General features: G+C 60.9%; 19 protein-coding genes. 9 read left to right on the forward strand and 10 right to left on the reverse strand.

Features of this window, described 5'->3' with window-relative positions; translation table 11 throughout:
- Nucleotides 1-135 precede the first annotated feature (135 nt).
- The 5 genes from HKD24_RS03795 to HKD24_RS03815 all read right to left on the reverse strand — a co-directional run bounded on the left by HKD24_RS03795 (nt 136) and on the right by HKD24_RS03815 (nt 4,438).
- Entirely contained in the window at nt 136-1,200 is a 1,065-nt protein-coding gene (locus HKD24_RS03795; RefSeq protein ID WP_194259073.1) for a DUF2125 domain-containing protein, read from the reverse strand.
- A gap of 249 nt (nt 1,201-1,449) precedes the next feature.
- Complete coding sequence (locus HKD24_RS03800; RefSeq protein WP_194259123.1) at nt 1,450-2,199, reverse strand: lysophospholipid acyltransferase family protein; 750 nt, start codon at nt 2,197-2,199, stop codon at nt 1,450-1,452.
- Between the two features lie 45 nt (nt 2,200-2,244).
- Nucleotides 2,245-2,838, reverse strand: a complete 594-nt coding sequence (locus HKD24_RS03805) for a YdcF family protein (RefSeq protein WP_194259074.1) — start codon at nt 2,836-2,838, stop codon at nt 2,245-2,247.
- The gene (locus HKD24_RS03810) at nt 2,835-3,740 is read right to left on the reverse strand and encodes a cell division protein FtsX (RefSeq protein WP_194259075.1); all 906 of its coding nucleotides are present in this window, start codon (nt 3,738-3,740) and stop codon (nt 2,835-2,837) included. The genes HKD24_RS03805 and HKD24_RS03810 overlap by 4 nt, the downstream gene beginning before the upstream one ends.
- Entirely contained in the window at nt 3,737-4,438 is a 702-nt protein-coding gene (locus HKD24_RS03815; RefSeq protein ID WP_194259076.1) for a cell division ATP-binding protein FtsE, read from the reverse strand. Before HKD24_RS03815 ends, HKD24_RS03810 begins: the two co-directional genes overlap by 4 nt.
- Nucleotides 4,439-4,561: 123 nt before the next feature.
- Between HKD24_RS03815 and HKD24_RS03820 the strand changes: the two genes are divergently transcribed.
- Complete coding sequence (locus HKD24_RS03820) at nt 4,562-5,053, forward strand: zinc-ribbon domain-containing protein (RefSeq protein WP_194259077.1); 492 nt, start codon at nt 4,562-4,564, stop codon at nt 5,051-5,053.
- A gap of 12 nt (nt 5,054-5,065) precedes the next feature.
- On the opposite strand, the gene HKD24_RS03825 is transcribed toward HKD24_RS03820, so the two are convergent.
- Nucleotides 5,066-5,476: a hypothetical protein gene (locus HKD24_RS03825; protein WP_194259078.1), complete on the reverse strand. Its 411-nt coding sequence runs from the start codon at nt 5,474-5,476 to the stop codon at nt 5,066-5,068.
- A 158-nt stretch (nt 5,477-5,634) separates the two neighbouring features.
- On the opposite strand from HKD24_RS03825, the gene HKD24_RS03830 reads away from it, so the two are divergent.
- The 3 genes from HKD24_RS03830 to HKD24_RS03840 are packed head-to-tail and all read left to right on the forward strand — an operon-like array spanning nt 5,635 to nt 9,836.
- Nucleotides 5,635-7,413 carry an ATP-binding protein gene (locus HKD24_RS03830; RefSeq protein WP_174787442.1) on the forward strand — a complete coding sequence of 593 codons (1,779 nt, stop codon included), beginning with the start codon at nt 5,635-5,637 and terminating at the stop codon, nt 7,411-7,413.
- On the forward strand, nt 7,410-9,347 hold the full coding sequence (locus HKD24_RS03835) for a response regulator (RefSeq protein ID WP_194259079.1): 1,938 nt from the start codon (nt 7,410-7,412) through the stop codon (nt 9,345-9,347). Before HKD24_RS03830 ends, HKD24_RS03835 begins: the two co-directional genes overlap by 4 nt.
- 54 nt (nt 9,348-9,401) lie before the next feature.
- Complete coding sequence (locus HKD24_RS03840) at nt 9,402-9,836, forward strand: SufE family protein (RefSeq protein WP_194259080.1); 435 nt, start codon at nt 9,402-9,404, stop codon at nt 9,834-9,836.
- 49 nt (nt 9,837-9,885) lie between these two features.
- Here HKD24_RS03840 and HKD24_RS03845 read toward each other — a convergent pair whose 3' ends face one another.
- The 3 genes from HKD24_RS03845 to HKD24_RS03855 form a co-directional block, all read right to left on the reverse strand.
- The gene (locus HKD24_RS03845; protein ID WP_194259127.1) at nt 9,886-10,167 is read right to left on the reverse strand and encodes a hypothetical protein; all 282 of its coding nucleotides are present in this window, start codon (nt 10,165-10,167) and stop codon (nt 9,886-9,888) included.
- Nucleotides 10,168-10,281: 114 nt separating this feature from the next.
- A complete protein-coding gene (locus HKD24_RS03850) occupies nt 10,282-10,938 on the reverse strand; it encodes an energy transducer TonB (RefSeq protein WP_228124140.1) in 657 nt (218 codons plus the stop codon).
- Between the two features lie 134 nt (nt 10,939-11,072).
- Nucleotides 11,073-13,499, reverse strand: a complete 2,427-nt coding sequence (locus tag HKD24_RS03855) for a glucose/quinate/shikimate family membrane-bound PQQ-dependent dehydrogenase (RefSeq protein WP_194259081.1) — start codon at nt 13,497-13,499, stop codon at nt 11,073-11,075.
- 307 nt (nt 13,500-13,806) lie between these two features.
- On the opposite strand from HKD24_RS03855, the gene rpmI reads away from it, so the two are divergent.
- The 5 genes from rpmI to lpxB all read left to right on the forward strand — a co-directional run bounded on the left by rpmI (nt 13,807) and on the right by lpxB (nt 19,262).
- Nucleotides 13,807-14,010 carry a 50S ribosomal protein L35 gene (gene rpmI / locus HKD24_RS03860; RefSeq protein WP_062509484.1) on the forward strand — a complete coding sequence of 68 codons (204 nt, stop codon included), beginning with the start codon at nt 13,807-13,809 and terminating at the stop codon, nt 14,008-14,010.
- A 13-nt stretch (nt 14,011-14,023) separates the two neighbouring features.
- Nucleotides 14,024-14,380 (forward strand): 50S ribosomal protein L20, encoded by a 357-nt coding sequence (rplT, locus tag HKD24_RS03865; protein WP_011251849.1) that lies wholly within the window; start codon nt 14,024-14,026, stop codon nt 14,378-14,380.
- 97 nt (nt 14,381-14,477) lie between these two features.
- Entirely contained in the window at nt 14,478-15,548 is a 1,071-nt protein-coding gene (gene pheS / locus HKD24_RS03870) for a phenylalanine--tRNA ligase subunit alpha (RefSeq protein ID WP_194259082.1), read from the forward strand.
- A gap of 1 nt (nt 15,549) precedes the next feature.
- On the forward strand, nt 15,550-18,018 hold the full coding sequence (gene pheT, locus HKD24_RS03875) for a phenylalanine--tRNA ligase subunit beta (protein WP_194259083.1): 2,469 nt from the start codon (nt 15,550-15,552) through the stop codon (nt 18,016-18,018).
- Complete coding sequence (lpxB, locus tag HKD24_RS03880) at nt 18,015-19,262, forward strand: lipid-A-disaccharide synthase (RefSeq protein WP_062509481.1); 1,248 nt, start codon at nt 18,015-18,017, stop codon at nt 19,260-19,262. Before pheT ends, lpxB begins: the two co-directional genes overlap by 4 nt.
- Before the next feature lie 4 nt (nt 19,263-19,266).
- Here the strand turns inward: lpxB and trpS are convergent, their stop codons facing one another.
- Nucleotides 19,267-20,256 (reverse strand): tryptophan--tRNA ligase, encoded by a 990-nt coding sequence (gene trpS / locus HKD24_RS03885; protein ID WP_194259084.1) that lies wholly within the window; start codon nt 20,254-20,256, stop codon nt 19,267-19,269.
- Between the last annotated feature and the right edge of the window lie 23 nt (nt 20,257-20,279).

Here is a 20,279-nt window from a genome sequence, read left to right on the forward strand (position 1 = left end):
AGGATAACGGAGTTGTGATCACTTCGCGTGTTGCTGTCTTGTGAACCTTCTTAACGCATTTATCCAGAAAAAGTTTGTTACCCCGGCCATGATTTTAACAGAAATCAATGCGTTCGCGTCAATTTTTTCAACTGCTTATGGCGTCTGGAACTTACTGTTGAGAAGTGCCGAAAAGGCCTGTGTGTCCGGGAGCATCCGGCCATTAATGACTGGAACGGACAGAGCGAGCGGTCGTTCCCTGAGACCCGGTGCGACAGATATTTTTTTCACCATCGTCTGTAGTGCTGTCTGAAGGTCCGGTGCGAGATGCGACTCTATGTCCGGGCGCTCAAGCAGGCGGATGGCGAGGTCATGCCATCCGGTGAGGGTGAGGGTGAGTGTCCCGTTCGCATCGGGCAGGTCCAGACCGCCAGACAGTCCAATGCGACTGTCCGGAGAGAGGGAGGCCGGAGAAGCGGAGGCCTCCTGCAGCAGAAGGCGACCATAAGAGGCGGGGTCGAGAAGCGAGAGATCGCTGGAGACGCGCGATGCCGTCAGGGCGATCGCAAGGCGGACAGTCTTCAGATCACCTGAAAGACCATAAGGCAGGGGGAAGCCGGTTACGCCTGCGGCCTGCGCAGCGAGGCCCAACCGGGTTGCATCTGCCGGGGCTTCGGGAAACCGGATGATACGTCCTGAAAGAGCGTTGAGGAAGACCTGCTTCTCAGGCCAGAGACCGGAAAATGTCAGATCCAGTCTCGTGGTCGAAAAAGACAGGCTGCCCGGATTTGCGACGCGGATCTGGAAGGCCGGAGTAAGAGCGGTCAGGATATTTCCATTCTGCACAAGACGCGCGGCCTGATGTCCCGTCATTGAGAGCGTCATGCCCGAACGCAGCAATGTGATCCACGAGCCGCCAAGACGAATGTGTTCCCCGGCCCAGCCTGCATCATAGGGCGCGCCTGTGGAGGCGTGATGTATCGCGTTCAGGCGGTCCAGTTCGACCCAGGCGCCAAAAGGCCAGCCGCCTCTCCGCAATGGAGTCGTCTCAATGACCCAGCCATTTTTGTGGGTGCTGGCCAGAGCCGTCCGGGCCGAGGCTTCCAGCCTCTGGGTCGTACGATGCCAGAAAACTGTATCAAGAACGGCTGATATTGCGAGAAGCGCAATCAATACCAGAACAGCTCTGCTGTAACGGACAGTAAAAAACGGTCGATCCATTGGGCATGTCTTTTCCGGTGGAGCTTGGGGATTGGTCAAGTCCCACCTGTTTTATCCCCAGCCATTCAGAGCGCTTCCGGAACGCGGGAAAATGCTCACGAAGGCGTGATTGTCGCCGAAATCCCTGTAACCGGCGGATCATGGAAACCGCGGAAGATCAAGGGATGTGGATGTTCTGTAAGTGATCGGGTGTCAGGATCGCGTCGGAGACGAAAGAGCGTTGAAAGATTTCAGTTTTTTGCAGACCGGTCATGCATTTTTCAGGTCCACAGAGTTATCCACAGGATCGCGGGGCAGGACATGGGTTGTGCACAGTTCGTCCCATGCGCTTTCCAGTGCCTGTGTGAAAGCCTTGCGTTCCTGCTGCGGTGCAAGAGGCTGGCCGATGACGACATGCAGAACGCCCGGGTTTTTGAGCCATGGACTGCGGTCCCAGAACAGGCCTGAATCAGTCGCGACGGGTACAACAGGAACGTCTGCCTGTCGTGCCAGGGCGATGATGCCCGGCTGGATTGGATGGCGCTCTCCGGGCAGGGTGCGCGTGCCCTCGGGGAAAATGATGATCTGGCGATTGTCAGCGTGGGCCGCCTTGGACGCCTGCATCATGTCGCGAAGGGCTTTTGAACCGGCTTTTCGGTCGACAGCGATCATGCCGGTCAGGAGCAGCATCGGACCCACGACGGGGATGCGGGTCAGCTCGGACTTGATGATATAATCGGGCCGGTCAACGAGGTTCATCCAGATGAAACCATCGAAGAAGGACTGGTGCTGCGAGGCAATCAGCAGCGGGCCGGAAGGCAGGTTTTCCTGTCCCGTGATCTCGATGCGGACCGAGCAGATCCGGGTGAAGCCGGCGAGAACCGCCCGCGCCCAGAGTTTTGCGTAGGACAGCGCCAGATCCTGCCGTTTCATCAGGCGGATCGGAATGGTTCCGAGGCCCATGAACAGAGTGATCCAGAACAGATAGAGATTGAACAGGACGCCGCGCAGAATGCTCATCATGACCGTCTGCACACCAGAAAAGCGGATTGGACACAAGGATTTTCAGGCACCATCCAGCCCTTCACGCCCGTCAGGAAGGCCGGTGAGGGCTCCGATTTCCGCACCGAGAAGCTTGTTGTATTCGCGGAACATCAGAAACAGGGTTCGTCGGGACATCGGTCCCTGAAGAGCGAGGGGGACAACCGGGTAGGCCACGAGATCCAGATCGGGGGCCATGCGATGAATTTCGAGCATTGCGCGGCGAATATGGTAACCGGCCGTGACGATCAGGAGCCGCCGGAGATGGTTGTCGCGGGCCCATTGTGCGGTTTCATGGGCATTGCCGATCGTACTGGTGGCGCGGCGGCCGAGTGTGATCCGGTTTGCCAGCGGTGAGGACAGGGGGTCCTGCTGAAGATGCAGGATATGCTGGAGCGTGACATGAGGCCCGACTCCCGAAATCAGGAGCAGATGCCCGTAACCGCCCCTGAGAAGCGAGATGGCGGTGTCAACGCGCTGCTCGCCTCCCGTCAGCGCCACGATGCCATCGCACATGGAAGCGGTTACGGACGTCTTGCCGGCGTCCTGAATGAACCAGCCGAATCCCGCCAGCCAGAGGCCTCCCAGCGCCAGACATGCCGAGAGCAGGCGCTTCATGGCAGACGCCGGAGCCAGACGAGAACAACGGTCTGGGCGGTCATCCAGCCCAGACAGGCGGCAATCAGGGGCAGGGCTCCGAGCTCTTCAAGTAACATGCGCGGCAGGACGTGCAGGGTTGCCCACCAGCTTGCGAATATGTCCGTCCATGTGTTCGTGGGAAGGGCCGGGCCTGTTTCGTGTGAAAAAGGCGCCAGTTTCCGGGCCAGCATGGTGATGACCGGGCTGAGGAACAGCAGGCCCGTGAGACCTCCGGCGAGGCTGAGCAGTGCTGCGCGCCCTGCGATCCTGCTGGAGATCGTCAGGTCTCCTGCGCCGAGGAAATGGACGATCTCGACGGCCTTGCGCTGGGCCATGACGGAGCGCCGTACGGTCATGCCGACTGACAGGACTGCGATGGCTGCAATGAGGCTCACGGCCAGCCAGGCGCAGGCGACCAGACTGCTTCCCAGACCGTTCAGGCGTTCGCCCCAGCGGCGATCCTCTTCCACAACGGCTTCGGGAAGGGCTTCATGAACGACGGCGCCGAGATCAGGTGTTCCCGTATGCGCGACGATCAGGACGACGGGCAGGGAAAGCCCCGGCAGGTGTCCGCTGCTGGAAACCTGCCCCAGCCATGGCGCCAGAAGGGTCTGGACCTGCTGCGGGGAGAGTTCCCGGACGTTAGTGACTTCCGCTGTCCTGTGCAGGGTCTGGATCAGGGTGTGGGTGCGGTCTTCGAGTTGAGGCGTATCGGACGGGATCTCGATCGTGGTGGCGTTACGGGCAGCACTCGACCAGCCTTCGGCAAGAATCTGCACTCCCGTCAGTCCGGCGAGGGAGAGACCGGCCAACAGGGTCATCAGGGCCACAAGAAGGGGCAGGCTGCCGGAACGCAGGCCGGGTGAGACAGGCGCGCTCACAGGGTTCCGCTCCTGTGGAGTGCGGGCTCGTCCTGCGGGGCTGGGTCTGCGAGTGTGCCATCGCGAAGGACGATGGATCTGGCTGGGGCTTCGCGGACCAAGGCCTCATTATGCGTGGCGACGATGACGGTCGTTCCCATATCTACCAGTTCCTGAAACGTGCTCAGGAGGCGGCGTGCCTGTGCGTCTTCCAGGGCGTTGGTAGGTTCGTCGGCGAGGAGCAGTTCCGGCCGGCCGATCAGGGCGCGGGCGATGGCGGCGCGCTGCTGTTCGCCGCCGGACAGCGTGCCGGGCCGCTTGTCCGCAAGATGTACGACATCCAGCCATTCCAGCACGGCGAAGGCCTCTCGCCGTGTGTCGCGTTCGGAGGCGCCGCGCAGTCTCAGCGGAAGGGCCACATTGTCGAACACCGTCCATTCCCCGATCAGGCGATAGTCCTGGGGCACAAATCCGATGCGACGGCGCAGATTGCGCAGGGTGGATCGGCTGGCCTGGCTGACGGAAACGCCAAGCAGGTCCATCTGACCGGCTGAGGGGCGCGTTTCGAGCGTCAGGAGGCGAAGGAGACTCGACTTGCCGGCGCCCGATGGGCCGAGCAGCCAGCGGAACTCACCCTTTGGTACGGTGAGCGTCAGATTCCGCAGAACGGGCTGTCCTACGCCGGGAGGCATCATCGAGACATTCAGAAGGCGGATCATAGCGCTTTCATTGAAAATACAGGCAATCTATTAACCATTTAATAACGATCTTTTCGTCATAACAGCGAGGCACAAAGATCAGGCTATGCCGGATCAGAGCCGGCTGTCGAAGGGATTGATTGAATGCGCATTGAATGCCCCCACTGTCATGCAGTCTTTGAGGTTCCGGAGGCGCGGGCAAAAGGGGTCAAGCGGCTGCGCTGCGCGAACTGCGGCGACAGTTGGGATATCGCATCGCCGGCTGTCGCAGCTGAATCGGCACCGGACGCCGGAGCGGCGGAACCTGCCGTCTTCGAAGTTCCGGAAGAACCAGAAGCTCAGGCTCCTGCCGTGGCCGAAGCGCCGGTGTCCAGAAACGGGACACCGGGGCCGGCAATCGGGAGCATGGCCAGCCGGAACAGTGCCCGTCGTTCTGCCGTGCTTCACTCGCGGTCTGCTGGCGATATCCGGACGCATACAGATAATGCCGGTCCGTCGATGATCGGGTCCACGGGCGCCTGGATTGCAGCCTGGGGCGCCAGTCTGGTTGTGGCGGGATCGGGTGTTGCCGCGCTGTGGTACTGCAAGGGCGCAGGTATTTTCGGTTTTCTGCCCGGGGCCGGCCATCTTTCCTGACCCCGGCGCCGCTTACATGTTGCGGGCGGCGAGAGCCGAGACCGTGGCGCCAATGGCGGCGATGGCCATAAGCAGGATGCCATCGAAAATGAGGGAACCCGGCGTGATCAGGTGACTGCCGATCTGCAGATGGTTCGGAAGCGTTCCGGCGACATGGTTCATGATGTCGCGGGCCTGGGGATCTGCGCTGGCCGCGCTTGTCGTAATGGCATTGACGATATGCGGAAGGATGTACCAGCCAAGTCCCAGAATGAGCAGCAGGGGCGCCATGAGTTCCGCAACCTGCTGGGCCAGATAGAACGCGAAATAGCAGACGGACCACACGCCCATCCGGATCATGGATGAGGTTGTCATCGACGAATCACTTCGGCTTCTGCTGCCGAGCAGGCGGTCCGTGATATGGGGTGGGGGCTGCATGTCCATAGATATGGCTTCCAGTGGTCCGGCAACGGGAGTTAGTCTTCGCCCCTGAAATCGGACGAATGGTTCACTTCGGACTAGCTGCAAGAGAACGCCAATGCAAACTTTCCCGTGCTGTCATGCCTTTTCCTGAGTTTGAGATGCCTCCGGTGACGCCGAACATGCCCCGCGTCGTTCTGGTCGAGCCTGACTGTGATCATGCCCGCAAGATTGCCCGCGTTCTGGTCAAGGAAGGCTTTGCCCTAACCTGTGCCAGGAGCGGCGAAGAGGGGCTTGGTACGATCGAGGAGACCATGCCGGATCTGGTAGTCGCCTGCACCGAGCTGCCTGGCATGAGCGGAGGCCAGCTGGCGCGGCGGCTGCGTCTGGATGCGCTGACCCGCAATATCCCGATCCTGATGCTGACCGAGGATGCCTCGCCGGGCGTGGAGCGCGAGGGGCTGGAGAGTGGTGCGGACGCCTATATCTCCAAATCGGCTCATCCGGATCTGATGGTTCTGCGGATGCGCGCTCTTCTGCGCGAAGGACCGGAACTCCTGCAGGTTGATGAGGCCTCGCGGTTGCGGCGGTCGCGGATCGTCATCGTCAATTCTCCGCGCGAGGATGAGGACGAGGAAGATGTGGTCGAAGATGTGCCCGAGACCACGCTCGGCGAACTGCTCTGGCGTGACGGGCATACCGTGACATCCATCGAGCGGTCCGATGATCTGATCGAGGGCGGCTGGCTGCGGGGGGCGGATAGTCCGGACTGTCTGGTGCTTGAACTGGGCAGCGGAGAGGAGGACCTGAAGTTCTGCCGTCTTCTGGATGCGCGTCGGCAGGCGGTGCTGGAAGCGGGCGGGATTCCGTTCCGGACGCTGGGCATCGTGGAGGCGTCGCGTTTTCGGCGGCAGTCTTCCGGTGAGTTCTTTGAGGCCGGGATTGATGATCTTGTGCCCAGCGATATTGCGCTCGAAGCGCTGGCCATGCGGATCCGCACGCTGGCGCAGCGCAGGATGGCGCAGGACGAGTTCCGTCAGCAGGAAATCGAGCGTCAGCAGAACGCCCTGACGCTGGAGGCGGCTAGAGCAAAGGCGGAAATGGCCGAAGCATTGGCGCAGGCCAATATGGAACTGGCGCGAACGAACGAGCAGCTTCTTCAGGCTCAGTCCAAGCTCGTTCAGACGGCGAAAATGGCGTCGCTGGGTGAACTGGTGGCGGGGATAGCGCATGAGATCAACAATCCGCTCGCCTTCACGATCGCGCATGCCGACACCGTGACGCGGACGCTCAAGCGGTTGCAGGGCGTGAATGCGTCTGACGAAGCGATGGCCCTGACGAAGAAGGGCATGTCCCGGCTGGAATCCATGAAGCTGGGATTGCAGCGCATCCAGAATCTGGTGCTGAGCCTGCGAAGATTTTCGCGCCTGGATGAAAGTTCGTTCCAGAAGGTGGACGTTCCGGCCGCTCTGGACACAGCACTTGCCCTTCTGGCGCACAAGCTGGGGCCGGGGATCGTGGTGGAGAAGGATCTTCAGGCGCCGGCTGAACTGGTCTGTCAGCCGGCATTCCTTAATCAGGTTGTCATGAACATCATCTCCAATGCGGCCGATGCGCTGGCGGACATGTCTGCGGATGGGGACGTGGTGCGGGGTCGGATCGTCATTGCATCGCGTCTTGAAAACGGACGTTATGAAATGAGCATCAGCGATGACGGGCCTGGCTTGCCGCATGAGCTTCGGACGCGGATTTTCGACCCGTTTTTCACGACGAAGCCTGTGGGAACCGGAACGGGTCTGGGTCTGGCCATTGCCTATAGCGTCATGGAGGCGCATGACGGTGCGATTGAGGTAACGGACGCCAATCTGCCGGGCGGGCATGGCATCGGAGCGTGTTTCCGGTTGAGTCTTCCCGTTCGCATGACCGAGGAGGGGCCGGTGGCGACTGGTCGCGCAGCATGACTTTCTGGAGCGCCAATGGGCCGACACGGCCTTTGATCCTGCTTGTTGATGATGAGGAGGAAATCCTTGTCGCCCTGACGGATCTGCTGGAAGACCAGTATGAAATCCTGTCCACAACGGACCCGCTGCAGGCGCTGGATCTGTTGCGCGAGCACCGGGACGTTGCGACCATCATTTCCGATCAGCGGATGCCGGGGCTGACCGGCGATCAGTTGCTCATGCAGGCCCGGGCCTTTTCGGACGCCCGCAGTATTCTTCTGACAGGATATGCCGATCTTGAAGCCGTTGTGTCGGCCCTGAACCAGGGGCAGGTGCAGGCTTATGTGCACAAACCCTGGGACTCAGATGCGCTGCGTTCTCTGGTTGGCGAAGTCACGCAGCATTGTCTGGCGCAGCGGGCCCTGAGAACGGAGCAGGCGCTTCTGCGTGGGCTGATGGAAGCGCTGCCGATCGGGCTTGTTTTTTCGGACAGGGATGGCCGCTGCATCCGCAGTAATGTGCGGGATGAAGCCGAGAGTGGCGCCGAGATCGAGCAGGCCCATTTTCCTGAAAGTCTGCGGCCGGACATCGATGCCATGCGCGAGGATGTTCGCAGATCGGGGCAGGAAGAGCGCCTGATCGGGGAGATCCTGACGGAAGGTGACGGCAAGACATCCACGCGCTGGCATGAGCTGACGCGGCTGGCGCTGGCCTGGCCGGAAGGGGCGTCTCCTGCGGACGCCTGGCAGGTCAGCATGGATCGGGACGTGACATCACGCGTCGTGATGGAGTCACGGCTCCGGCAGGCAGAGAAACTCCAGTCGCTGGGGACGCTTGCGGGGGGGATTGCGCATGATTTCAATAATCTTTTGGCTGCGATCTCGGGGTCTCTCGAACTGCTGGAAGATATTGCCGATCTGGATGAGGCTTCTCTGGCGCTGCTTCGTAATGCTGCGGACTCCGCTCAGCGTGGGGCAGTTCTGACGCGTCGGCTGCTTCAGTTCGGACGCCCACGCGAGGCACGTCTTTCGGCGGTGTCTCTGGAACAGCTTCTGCCAGGGCTGGCGGATCTGTTGCGTCAGAGCCTCAAGAAACGCGGTGTTCCAACGTCCTCGGCGCCCTGTGCGCTGTGTATCGAGGAGTTTCCGCTGGATCTGCCGCCGGTCTGGTCGGATGCGGATCAGCTGGAAATGGCGCTTCTGAATCTCTGTGTGAATGCGCGGGACGCAATGGCAGAGGGTGGGACCGTGCGGATCAGCGCGCGTGTTATCGAGCAGAAGCGGACTGATCTACCGGCTGAGTGCTGCCCGGATCGAGCGGTGGCACTGGAGGTCATCGATGAAGGAGCAGGCATGCCGCCGGAAGTTGCGGCGAGGATCTTTGACCCTTTCTTTACGACCAAGGATGTCGGGCGCGGGACGGGGCTGGGTCTGTCGAGCGTTTATGGTTTTCTGAGCCGGAGTTATGGCGAGATCATTGTCGATAGTGTGGTGGATGAAGGGACACGCATGACACTGGTGTTGCCGGTCGCCCGTGTCTCGCAGGAGCGGGTAGCGCTTCCTGAAGGTGGCACGGGTAAAATCGGTCGTTCTTTGAAGATTCTGGTGCTGGACGATGAGGCGCCGGTCCGGATGGTTACTGCAGGTTTTCTGTCTCAGGACGGGCATGAGGTGACCGCTGTTGCATCGCTGGGCGATGCGTTGAAGCAGGTGGATCCGGCAGCGCCGTTCGAACTGGCGATTATTGACATGCGGATGCCCGATCATGACGGCCTGGCCTGTGCACGAGCCTTGCTGGACGTTCTTCCGGACCTGAAGGTGCTGTTTATCAGCGGTCATACGGATGATATGCCGGCACCGGAAAACGGGCTGCTTTTGCCGAAGCCCTTTACGCAGGACAGCCTGCGCAAGGCGGTTGCCGAGACCATGCAGTCTGTAAGCCCTGATGCTTCATAGCCGGCTTGTTCAGGACTGTATGACGGCATCAAGACTGAATGGAGATTGAGACGCGTGAGTGATGTCTATCTTGTGCCCCAGGAGGACACGGCTGCTGCTGCCATCGAAGAGATCGAGGCGGAGCTGGGTCTGTTTGATGACTGGATGGAGCGGTATCAATATATCATCGAGATGGGGCGCAAGCTGCCGCCCTTTCCGGAAGAATGGCAGGACGACGCCCACCGGGTGCCGGGCTGTCAGAGCCAGGTCTGGCTGGAAGCTGTTGAGCGGGACGGGAAGCTGTTTTTTGCCGGAGCGTCAGATGCCGCGATCGTTCAGGGGCTCGTAGCACTTCTGCTGAGGGTTTATTCCGGCCGTCCGAAATCAGAGATCCTGGCGACAAGCCCGGTATTTCTGCACGATATGGGACTGGTCAAGGCGCTCTCGACGAACCGGGGCAACGGGGTTGAGGCCATGGCGCAGGCCATTCAGAAGCGCGCATCCCACTAGGCATGAAAAACCCCCGCTGGTCTGAACCAGCGGGGGTTTTTGCGAGAGCTTACTGCGGGTGATTTTCCGATGCGGAAGGAATCTTGCCACCTGTCATGCTGTATGGCGGAGCTGCTGACGGAGCAGGACCATTTGCGGGCGGCGTTCCGCTGACAGGCGGCGGGCACTTCGTGAACTTGCCCTGTCTGTCACGGCAGGGTTGGGGTTTCTGCGGTGCTTCGCATTTAACGAACTTGCCTTTGTCGTCACGACAGGGGGGCTTGGCATGGGCCATCTGGGCGCCGAGTGCCAGAACGGCGAGGGTGGCGACGGAAAGGCGACGGAAAGACATGGGCTTTGGTCTCCAGAGCAGAGCCAGGCCATGAGACTGCGGCCCATGTCCCGGCGTTCCGAGAAGAATGCAATACGTTTCGAACAAGGTCCGGGTTGCTTCGATTTCCCGCGATTAACGGAAACCCTTCTGATCCACCGGGTGTGTTGGATCCCAGTTGATGTTGCCATGATACTGTCCTGGAACGGGCTGTCCGTCCTTAAGGGCCGGGTAGTAACGTGCCAGGCCGAAATAGGCGAGCGAGGCGCGCTGCAGGATGGCAGGACCATCACTTGCCGTGCAGTCATGAGCTACGCCGATCTGATCGATCTGGCAGGTGACGGAGATATGGCCGCCAATGCCAGCCACATCAGCAGCCTCGGGGTAATGGGGTAATCTCATCAGATGAGTCTTGTCGAGGAGGGGCTTCGTCAGGTCAGAGAAGGCATGGAACGTATAGGTCTTTTCCCATGTGCTCTGGACGGGATCGCTGCCTTCATAAGCCGGCAGGAAATTTGACGTGTAGGCCAGATTTTCGGCGGCCAGAGCAAAGTCCGGTTGCGAGGCCGTGGTCTGGCATTCGGTGGGAAAACCGGCGGGGCTGATGGTGCAGCGGATATGAGCCGTTCCGTTTCTGCGCTGTTCAAGTTCGGCAGGCGGGTAGATGAGCTGCCCGTGATGATGGGGATCCAGCATGGCGCCGAGAGGGTGATCCTCGGCCTGTGCAGCCATCGTACTGCCAGCCACAAGGGTGACCATGACAAGGGCGGGGCGGGTGATGGGCAGCCTCATGATATGTCTCTCGTCCTGCGATGCTTGTGTTACTTTATGTAACGGTTGCCATTTTTGCCAGCCTGCCAGAACGAAAAAAGGGGAAGTGCCCGAAAGCACTTCCCCTTTTTCATGACCTCAACGGTCCTGTCAGATCATTTCTGATCCGGCAGGGCGTAGGCGATGATGTCGTCGCCCATGCGGGTCGGGAACGAGTTGTGTCCGCCTGCATAGGTCACGATGTACTGCTTGCCGTTGATGGCATAGGTGATCGGCGTGGCCTGTGCACCAGCCGGCAGACGGTCCTGCCACAGCACCTTGCCCGTCGTCAGGTTGTACGCACGGATGTAGTAATCCATGGACGCCGTCAGGAAGCCGAGGTTGCCAGCCGTGGAGAGCGGGCCACCCAGGCTCGGGACACCGATCTTGATCGGCGGCAGCGGGATCGGCAGGGAGCTGCCATACATCGAATCACGCAGGGTGCCGTTGCGGTGCTGCCAGACGACCTTGTTGGTCTTCAGGTCAATACCGGCGACATAGCCCCAGGGCGGCGTACGGCAGGGCATCTTGATGCCGAACGGCAGCAGCACCGGATCCAGGAACGGATGCAGGTTGACGGCATACGGAATGCCATAGTTGTGCTGCAGGCCGGTTTCACCACCCGTGCCCTTGGCGTCCTTTTCAGGCCAGAGCGGGTTGCTTGGGCTGCGGGGAACGAGCTGGGAGACGAACGGCAGGGAGATCGGGTTGGCAAAAGCCACCTGACGCTGCGGATCGACGGCCAGACCGCCCCATTCGAACATTCCCAGATCGCCCGGGAAGATGAGCGAACCATTGAGCGACGGCGGCGTGAAGGGGCCTTCGTAGCGCAGTCTGTGGAAATAGATGCTGCAGAACATCTGGTCGAAGATCGTGCCGCCCCAGATATCGGAGTCGTTCAGCGGGTTCTTCGGACGCAGGGTCAGCTGCGACATCGGCTGGGTCGGGCTGGTGTGATCGCCCGGAGCGGCGCCCTGGGGAACCGGGGTTTCCGGAGCCGGGACGATTTCCTTGCCGGTACGACGGTCGAGGACGAAGATGTCGCCGGTCTTGGTCGGAGCGTAGATGGCCGGAACAAGCGTGCCGTCCTTCTGCGTTACGTCCACGAGGCTCGGCTGGGACGGAACGTCCATGTCCCACAGATCGTGATGAACGGTCTGGTAGAACCAGGCGAGCTTGCCCGTGTCTGCGTTCAGGGCAACGATACCCGGAGCGAAACGCTCGGAATCCTTCGTGCGGTCACCGCCCCACTGGTCGGGAGTTCCCACGCCCATCGGGATGTACACGAAGTTCAGGTTCTTGTCGTAGGACGACACGATCCAGGAGTTCGGGGAGTTCGGGTGGAAGACAGGGTGGCTTTCATCCGGAAGCTGGTTCGGATCCGGGTTGGACGCATCGAACACCCAGACACGCTTGCCGGTATAGACGTCGAAAGCCTGCGTGGCGCCGGAAGCCTGCTTGATCGAACCGTTATCGGTAATGGCGCTGTTGGCGATGATCAGCTTGTCCGTAACGACCGGCGGGGACGTCGGCTCATACTGGCCGGGCGTCGTGTATGGCTGGTTCGGAACGCGCAGATCGATCTCGCCGTTATTGCCAAAGCCGGAGCAGGTCTTGCCCGTGTCGGCATCGACTTCAACCAGACGGCCATCATTGACCGGCAGGATGATGCGCTTGGCGCAGTCCGTCGGGGCGGGATTGCCATCGGAATCCGTCGCACTGGCCGGCGTTTCGTGGAAGCTGACGCCACGGCAGGTCAGATGCTGGAAGCCCGGGTTGATCTGAAGCTTCGGATCGTAGACCCACTTGATGTTGCCGGTGGCACCATCAACCGCAAACAGCTTCTGGTGCAGCGAGCACATGTAAAGCGTGTTGTTAAACTCGATCGGGGTCGCTTCGTTCGTCGCTTCGCCCGGGTCGTTGGAGTTCATCATATCCTTGGTGTGGATATGCCATGCGACCTTGAGGTTGCTGACGTTGGACGCATTGATCTGGTTCAGCGGCGACCAGCGGTCACCAGCCTGCGTACGGCCATAGGAATGCCACTCGCTGGCCGGGACGTTGTCCGGGTCGGCAGGAGACGCATTTGCGATTTGCGTCGGCAGTTCGCCGCCGATGTCATGCGGGTCGGTGAAGAGGCTGGCGAACAGGGCTAGAACCGCAACGCCAACGGCGCCAGCGAGCGGCAGGACGGTCGTCCGCGTGCCGCCGATCTGGCGGGAGACGAACGGCAGCAGCAGCCAGATGCCGAGGATGATGACGATGTCCGAACGCGGGATCAGGGCCCAGATGTCGAGACCGACAACCGTAAGTTCCCAGATGACCGTTGCGAAGACAACAAGTGCAAAAAGGTAGAGGGCAGCTGGATTGCGCCGGAATGAGAGGAAAGCCGTGGCGAGAAGTGCCAGGCCAAGGAGGACATAGTAGAGAGGGCCGCCGATGGCAGCGACCCATGCGCCGCCAACGGTAAGGATCGCGCCGCAAAGCGCGAATACCGCGGCCGTAATCAGGGCCCAGAGCCCTGGCCGGGATGTTGTGCTCATGATGTTCCTGGAGCTGTTGTTCTGATGAAGCACGGTGACTTCGGGAAAAGCACATGGAAGGACGACAAGGGTCAAGATGTCAGAAGGTTCATATTGCTCACGTCACTGTGAGGCCTCTCACGACGTCGTGACTTGAGGAAAGGAAGTACTTATGATTGAGCGTTCAAGAAAATAATGCGCTTGCAGAGCACTTTGCCTTGAGATAAGGACACCGCTCCGCGCACGCGTCCGGGCCACGAGTGGCATGCCCGGCCGTGCAGAGTCCCGCTGCATGCAGGACCAATCGTTTACGGCGAGGGAGACCGAAATGCCCAAGATGAAGACCAAGTCGTCGGTCAAGAAGCGGTTCAAGATCACCGCGACCGGCAAAGTGATGTGCGGCCCGGGCAACAAGCGCCATGGCCTTATCAACCGTCCGCAGAAGATGAAGCGCACCAACCGTGGTCCCCAGACCATGACGGACATGGATGCGAAGACAGTCAAGCAGTGGGCGCCCTACGGGCTTTCGTAAGGAGATAAGGTAAATGGCACGTGTCAAGCGGGGCGTAACGTCGCACGCCCGTCACAAGAAGGTTCTCGAGCTCGCCAAGGGCTATCGCGGCCGTTCATCCACGAACTACCGCATTGCTCTGGAGCGCGTCGAGAAGGCGCTGCGTTATGCGTATCGTGACCGTCGCAACAAGAAGCGTGATTTCCGCGCCCTGTGGATCCAGCGTATCAACGCTGCCGTCCGCGAGCATGGTCTGACGTACAGCCGCTTCATCAATGGTCTGGACAAGGCTGGCATCGAGATCGACCGTAAGGTCCTCGCCGCCATTGCTTTTGACGATAGCGCCGCTTTCGGTGAAATCGTGAAGAAGGCCCAGGCCGCTCTCGGCTGAGCTTTTCCGGCTTGATCCCTTTGGGGGTCTGGTGACTGGCGGGCCGTCCTGTTATCAGGACGGCCCGTTTTGTTTTGTGCTGCAGGGGATGGGCGGTATGGCTGACGATCTCGATACACTCAGGAATGATACGCTGGCTGCGCTGGCCGGAGCGCAGGATCGCGCGCAGTGGGACGCGATCCGCGTCGGAACGCTGGGCAAGTCCGGTGCACTGACCGGTCTGCTCAAACAGCTGGGCAAGCTGGAGCCGCAGGAGCGCAAGGAGCGCGGTCAGGCGCTCAACCGTCTGCGCGACGAACTGACGGCTGCCGTCGAGGCCCGTGGTCGCGATATCGAGGAAGAGGCGCTTCAGGCCCGTCTGCGCTCCGAGCGCGTGGATGTGACGATGCCGGCGCCTGCGATTGTCACGGGCACCATCCATCCCATCAGCCGCACCATTGAGGAAATGACGGCCATTTTCGGCGCGATGGGTTTCTCCGTTGCCGAAGGGCCGGATATCGAAAGCCAGTGGCACAATTTCTCGGCGCTCAACACGCCGGATCATCATCCTGCGCGCACCGAGCATGATACGTTCTACCTGCCGCCAAAGGCCGAGGGCGGGGAGCCGCGGGTTCTGCGCACGCAGACCTCGGGTGTGCAGATCCGGACGATGCTGGGGTCGAAGCCGCCGATCCGGATCATTGCACCTGGCCGCACCTATCGTGCCGATCATGACGCTACCCATTCGCCGATGTTCCATCAGTGCGAAGGTCTTGTGGTCGATCGCAACATCACGCTTGGCCATCTCAAGGGCTGCCTGATCGAGTTCCTGCGGGTCTATTTCGACAAGCCGAACCTTCCTGTGCGGTTCCGGGCGTCTTACTTCCCGTTCACAGAGCCTTCCATGGAAGTTGATATCGGCTGGTCGAAGGCGACCGGTGAAATCGGTGGCGGGTCTGACTGGCTGGAAGTTCTGGGATCAGGAATGATCCATCCGCGGGTTCTGGCGAACTGTGGCCTGGATCCGTCCGAATGGCAGGGCTTTGCATTCGGGATGGGGATCGAGCGTCTGGCGATGCTGAAGAACGGCATCCCCGATCTGCGGTCTTTCTACGAAAGCGATCTGCGCTGGCTGCGTCATTACGGATTTTCGGCATTTTCGCCTGCCACGCTGACGGAGGGCGTGTGACATGAAGTTCTCTCTTTCCTGGCTGCGCGAACATCTTGATTTTACGGCTTCTGTCGAAGACATCTGTGCCCGGCTGAATGTCATCGGGCTTGAGGTCGAGAGCGTTGAGAACTCTGCTGACCGTCTGGTGGGTTTCCGGACCGCCAAGATCGTGGAGGCGCACCGCCATCCGGATGCGGACCGGCTTCAGGTCTGTCGGGTTGCTGCCGGTGGCGGTTTTGAGGATGTGCAGGTCGTCTGCGGTGCGCCGAATGCGCGCGCAGGTCTGCATGTGATTTTTGCAGCTCCGGGGACATATATTCCGGGGCTCGACATCACCATCAAGAAGGGCAAGATCCGGGGGCAGGAGAGCGGCGGCATGCTGTGCTCCCTGCGTGAACTGGGGATCGGCGAGGAAAGCAATGGCATTGCCGAGCTTTCCGAAACGGCGCCGATTGGAGAGTCCTACGCCGCTTATGCCGAGTTGGATGATCCTGTCATTGAGATCGCGATTACGCCCAATCGTGGCGATGCTTTAAGCATCCGTGGTATCGCGCGGGATCTGGCCGCGGCTGGCATTGGGCGCCTCAAGCCCTGGCTGACAGAAGCGGTGGAGGGTGATTTCCCGTCTGCGCTGACATGGAAGACCGAGCATCCGGCCTGTCCGTATATTGTCGGGCGTGTCATCCGGGGTGTGAAGAACGGGCCGAGCCCGGACTGGCTGCAGCGCCGTCTGGAATCAGTCGGGGTCAAGCCGACCTCGGCGCTCGTCGATGTGACGAACTACCTCACATACGATCTTGGTCGTCCGCTGCATGTCTTTGATGTTGCGAAACTTAAAGGCGATACGCTGACGGTGACGCACGCGGCCCGCGAGACCTTCACGGGTCTTGATGGCCGGGAATATGTGCTCGGCACCGAGGACATGGTCATCGTTGACGAGGCTGGTGTACAGTCGCTTGCCGGTCTGATCGGTGGCGAGCACAGCGGTGTCGACGAGAACACGACCGATGTGTTCGTGGAATCTGCGTTGTTCGATCCTGTGCGGATTGCGCTGACAGGGCGTCGTCTGGCTATCCATACCGATGCGCGGCAGCGTTTCGAGCGTGGGATCGACCCGGCGCAGGTTCTCAACGGACTTGAAGCCGCAACGACCATGATCCGGGACCTGTGTGGCGGTGAGGTGAGCGAGATCACCGAAGCCGGTGCCCTGCCGGACTGGAAGCGGACGGCGACGCTGCGTTTTGAGCGTCTCAAGACACTTGGTGGCGTGGATATTGCAGCGGATGATGCCGTGCGTTCGCTGGAGCATCTTGGTTTCGAAGTGACGGAGCGCTCGGGCGAGGCGGCAACGTTCCTTGTCCCGTCCTGGCGGAATGACGTTGCCTCTGGTCAGGTTCTGGCGCAGGCCCCGACGCTGGCTGAAGATGTGGCGGTCAAGGCTGCCAACCGTATTCAGGCGATGGAAGCGGAATGCGATCTGCTTGAGGAAGTGCTGCGGCTTTACGGACTGGACAATGTTCCGGCGGTGGCACTGCCGCAGGCGACGGTTGTGCCGTCCCCGGCCGTGACACCCCTTCAGGCCCGTGCGGCTCTGCTACGTCGTGTTTGTGCGGCACGCGGGTTGACGGAGACGGTCGGGTTCTCGTTCGTGGCGCAGGATGATGCAGCGCTGTTCGGGGATGTGCCGGAAACGCAGCATCTGCTGAACCCGATCGCCACCGATCTGGATCAGCTGCGTCCGACGCCGCTGATCAATCTGGCGCGGGCCCTGTCACGCAATCTGGCCCGTGGTCTGGGTCTGTCTGGCGAAGGTGCGCTGTTCGAGGTCGGACCGAGCTTTGATGCGACCGGGCAGCATCTGCGTCTGGCAGGTTTGCGGGCTGGTCTGACGGCACGTGAACCGGGTGTTGCGGCGCATGAAGCGACGCTCTGGGAGGCGAAGGCTGACCTGACGGCGGCTCTTGTTGCGCTGGGTGTGCCGGAAGCGGCGCTGTCAGTTACGGCTGATGCGCCAGGATTCTATCATCCGGGTCGGTCGGGTCAGGTGCGGCAGGGACCGAAGATGGTCCTGGGGACGTTCGGTGAACTGCATCCGCGTGTTGCGCGGGCGCTGGGGCTGAGCGGGACCGTAGTGGCCTTCGAGGTCTATCTGGATCAGGTGCCGCAGCCGAAAGCGAAGCGCAGATCCGCGCCTGTCCTGTCGCCGTTGCAGCCCGTTCGTCGGGACTTTGCTTTCGTGGCGGGACCGGATGTGGAAATCCAGGCTGTTCTGAAAGCGGTTCGGATGGCGGATCGCAATCTGGTGCAGGATGTGCGTCTGTTTGACGTGTTCGAGGGTGGCAGCCTGCCGGAAGGGCATCGTTCGCTCGGTGTGGAAGTGGTCTTGCAGCCACAGACCGAGAGTCTTACGGATACGCAGCTTGAAGCGGTTTCCAAATCAGTGGAAGCTGCGGTTCTCAAGGCAACAGGGGCTGTGCTGCGTCGATGAACTCTCTTCCAGAATCCGGATCTGACGGACAGTCTTCAGGGGATCCTTCCCAAAAGACCACGCCCATGCCCCGTTACGGGCGGGTGATCTGGATTCTGGCGGGTGAGGCCAGCGGGGACGTGATTGGTGCGCGTCTCATGCAGGCGCTTCATGCGCAGGACCCTTCGCTGGTTTTCGCCGGCGTCGGGGGTGGGCGTATGGAAGCGCTCGGACTGCACAGTCTCTTCCCCATGAGTGATCTGGCGGTCATGGGACTGGTTGAGGTCGTGCCCCGTCTGCGGCAGCTGTCGCAGCGTCTGCTGGAAGCCGTGCAGGATATCGAACTGCGCAAGCCCGATCTGGTCGTGACGATTGACAGTCCGGGCTTTGCCCTGCGGCTGTTGCAGAAAATCGAGCGTTCCGGGATCAAGCGCGTTCATTACGTTGCGCCGCAGGTCTGGGCCTGGCGGGAAAAGCGGGTCAAGGAATTTCCCGGACTGTGGGACCGGCTTCTGTGTCTGCTGCCGTTCGAGCCGGAATGGTTCGCGCAGCGCGGGCTGGAAGGACGCTTTGTCGGTCATCCAGTCCTCCAGTCAGGTGTCCGGAACGGAGACGGTCAGCGGTTCCGGCTGCGGCATAATATTCCGGCTCATGCGCCGGTCGTAATCCTGATGCCGGGAAGCCGGCGTTCAGAAGCGCCCCGGCTTCTGCCTGTGTTTCGCAAAATGCTGGATATTCTGCGTGTGCAGTATCCGGATATCTGCCCGGTTATTCCGGTCGCGCCCGTGATTGCGCCGACGATCCGTCAGTTGATCCGAAAATGGCCGATCCAGCCGCATATCGTCACCGATATTCACGACAAGCATGATGCCTTTGCCGCGGCACAATGTGCGCTGACCAAGTCAGGGACGTCCACGCTGGAACTGGCGATGGGCAATGTGCCGATGGCGGTGACGTATCGCGTCAATCCGGTGACGGCAACGATTGCACGGCGTCTGATCAAGGTGCCGCATGTGGCGATGGTCAATCTGCTGGCAGGGCGGGAAGTGGTGCCTGAACTACTTCAGGAAAACTGCACGCCAAAGAAACTGGCCGAGACCGTCTCGAAGCTACTGAGCGATCCGCAGATGGTGGAAAAGCAGCGTATGGCGTTTGCCGACGTACTCGACATGCTCTCGCCGCCTGTGGGAACGCCTGCGGATGCGGCGGCGGCCGAGATCATGGATCTTCTGAACGAACCGGTTTCCCGGTCGTCCAGAAGCTGAGATTTTAGCGCAGGAAGCCGACCAGGCGTTCGGCTTCCTGAACGATCGGCTCGGAAATGCTGTTGGCACGTTCCGCACCTGCGCGCAGGACGGACAGAAGATGCGCTTCGTCTTGCAATAGACGCTGTGTTTCGCTGGCAACCGGGGCCAGACGCTCGACCAGAAGTTCCGCCAGAGCGTTCTTGAACGGGCCAAAGCCCTGACCGCTGAAACGGCTGAGCACGGCAGCCGGTGTTTCATCCGCCATCGAGGCATAGATGGAGACGAGGTTGCGGGCTTCCGGACGTTCGTTCAGGCCGTCCATTTCGCTGGGAAGCGGCTCGGAGTCGGTCTTGGCGCGGCGGATCTTCAGGGCGATGTCGTCGGCCGTGTCGGTCAGGACGATGCGGCTCTGTTCTGACGGATCGGATTTGGACATCTTCTTGCTGCCGTCGCGCAGGCTCATGACGCGGGCTGCAGCAGGCGGGATGAATGCCTCGACCTGCGGGAAGAACTCCACGCCCATGTCGTGATTGAATTTCTGGGCGATGTCGTTGGTGAGTTCGATATGCTGGCGCTGGTCTTCGCCCACGGGCACGCGGGTCGCGTGGAAAGCGAGAATGTCGGCTGCCATCAGGTTCGGATAGACATACAGGCCAGCCGAGTGGTTCTCGCGGTTCTTGCCAGCCTTGTCCTTGAACTGCGTCATGCGGTTCAACCAGCCGAGGCGGGAGACGCAGTTGAAGATCCAGCCGAGGCGGGCATGGGCACTGACGGCAGACTGGTTGTACAGGCGCGTGGGCTCGATACCGGCTGCAAGGAGGCAGGCTGTCGAGCCCAGCGTCTGCTCGCGCAGGGCCTGCGGGTTCCAGGGCATGGTGATGGAATGCAGGTCCACCAGACAGAAGACGCAGTCATGATCTGCCTGCAGCGTGACCCAGTTTCGGATTGCTCCGAGATAGTTGCCCAGATGGGGGATGCCGGTTGGCTGGATGCCGGAAAATACGCGCTGCATGAATTCAGTCTTCAGTTTCTGAA

The sequence above is a fragment of the Gluconobacter vitians genome (genome assembly GCF_015244565.1).
GTDB classification, from domain to species: domain Bacteria; phylum Pseudomonadota; class Alphaproteobacteria; order Acetobacterales; family Acetobacteraceae; genus Gluconobacter; species Gluconobacter vitians.

Excerpts from the sequence above, each read along its gene's own strand:
- trpS (WP_194259084.1), bottom strand. The coding sequence starts at position 20,256 with ATGCAGCGCGTATTTTCCGGCATCCAGCCAACCGGCATCCCCCATCTG.
- HKD24_RS03815 (WP_194259076.1), bottom strand. The coding sequence starts at position 4,438 with ATGATCCGCCTTCTGAATGTCTCGATGATGCCTCCCGGCGTAGGACAG.
- HKD24_RS03820 (WP_194259077.1), top strand. The coding sequence starts at position 4,562 with ATGCGCATTGAATGCCCCCACTGTCATGCAGTCTTTGAGGTTCCGGAG.
- lpxB (WP_062509481.1), top strand. The coding sequence starts at position 18,015 with ATGAACTCTCTTCCAGAATCCGGATCTGACGGACAGTCTTCAGGGGAT.
- HKD24_RS03800 (WP_194259123.1), bottom strand. The coding sequence starts at position 2,199 with ATGAGCATTCTGCGCGGCGTCCTGTTCAATCTCTATCTGTTCTGGATC.
- HKD24_RS03850 (WP_228124140.1), bottom strand. The coding sequence starts at position 10,938 with ATGAGGCTGCCCATCACCCGCCCCGCCCTTGTCATGGTCACCCTTGTG.
- HKD24_RS03835 (WP_194259079.1), top strand. The coding sequence starts at position 7,410 with ATGACTTTCTGGAGCGCCAATGGGCCGACACGGCCTTTGATCCTGCTT.
- rpmI (WP_062509484.1), top strand. The coding sequence starts at position 13,807 with ATGCCCAAGATGAAGACCAAGTCGTCGGTCAAGAAGCGGTTCAAGATC.
- HKD24_RS03845 (WP_194259127.1), bottom strand. The coding sequence starts at position 10,167 with ATGTCTTTCCGTCGCCTTTCCGTCGCCACCCTCGCCGTTCTGGCACTC.
- HKD24_RS03855 (WP_194259081.1), bottom strand. The coding sequence starts at position 13,499 with ATGAGCACAACATCCCGGCCAGGGCTCTGGGCCCTGATTACGGCCGCG.
- HKD24_RS03795 (WP_194259073.1), bottom strand. The coding sequence starts at position 1,200 with ATGGATCGACCGTTTTTTACTGTCCGTTACAGCAGAGCTGTTCTGGTA.
- HKD24_RS03825 (WP_194259078.1), bottom strand. The coding sequence starts at position 5,476 with ATGGACATGCAGCCCCCACCCCATATCACGGACCGCCTGCTCGGCAGC.
- pheT (WP_194259083.1), top strand. The coding sequence starts at position 15,550 with ATGAAGTTCTCTCTTTCCTGGCTGCGCGAACATCTTGATTTTACGGCT.
- rplT (WP_011251849.1), top strand. The coding sequence starts at position 14,024 with ATGGCACGTGTCAAGCGGGGCGTAACGTCGCACGCCCGTCACAAGAAG.
- pheS (WP_194259082.1), top strand. The coding sequence starts at position 14,478 with ATGGCTGACGATCTCGATACACTCAGGAATGATACGCTGGCTGCGCTG.
- HKD24_RS03830 (WP_174787442.1), top strand. The coding sequence starts at position 5,635 with ATGCCCCGCGTCGTTCTGGTCGAGCCTGACTGTGATCATGCCCGCAAG.
- HKD24_RS03805 (WP_194259074.1), bottom strand. The coding sequence starts at position 2,838 with ATGAAGCGCCTGCTCTCGGCATGTCTGGCGCTGGGAGGCCTCTGGCTG.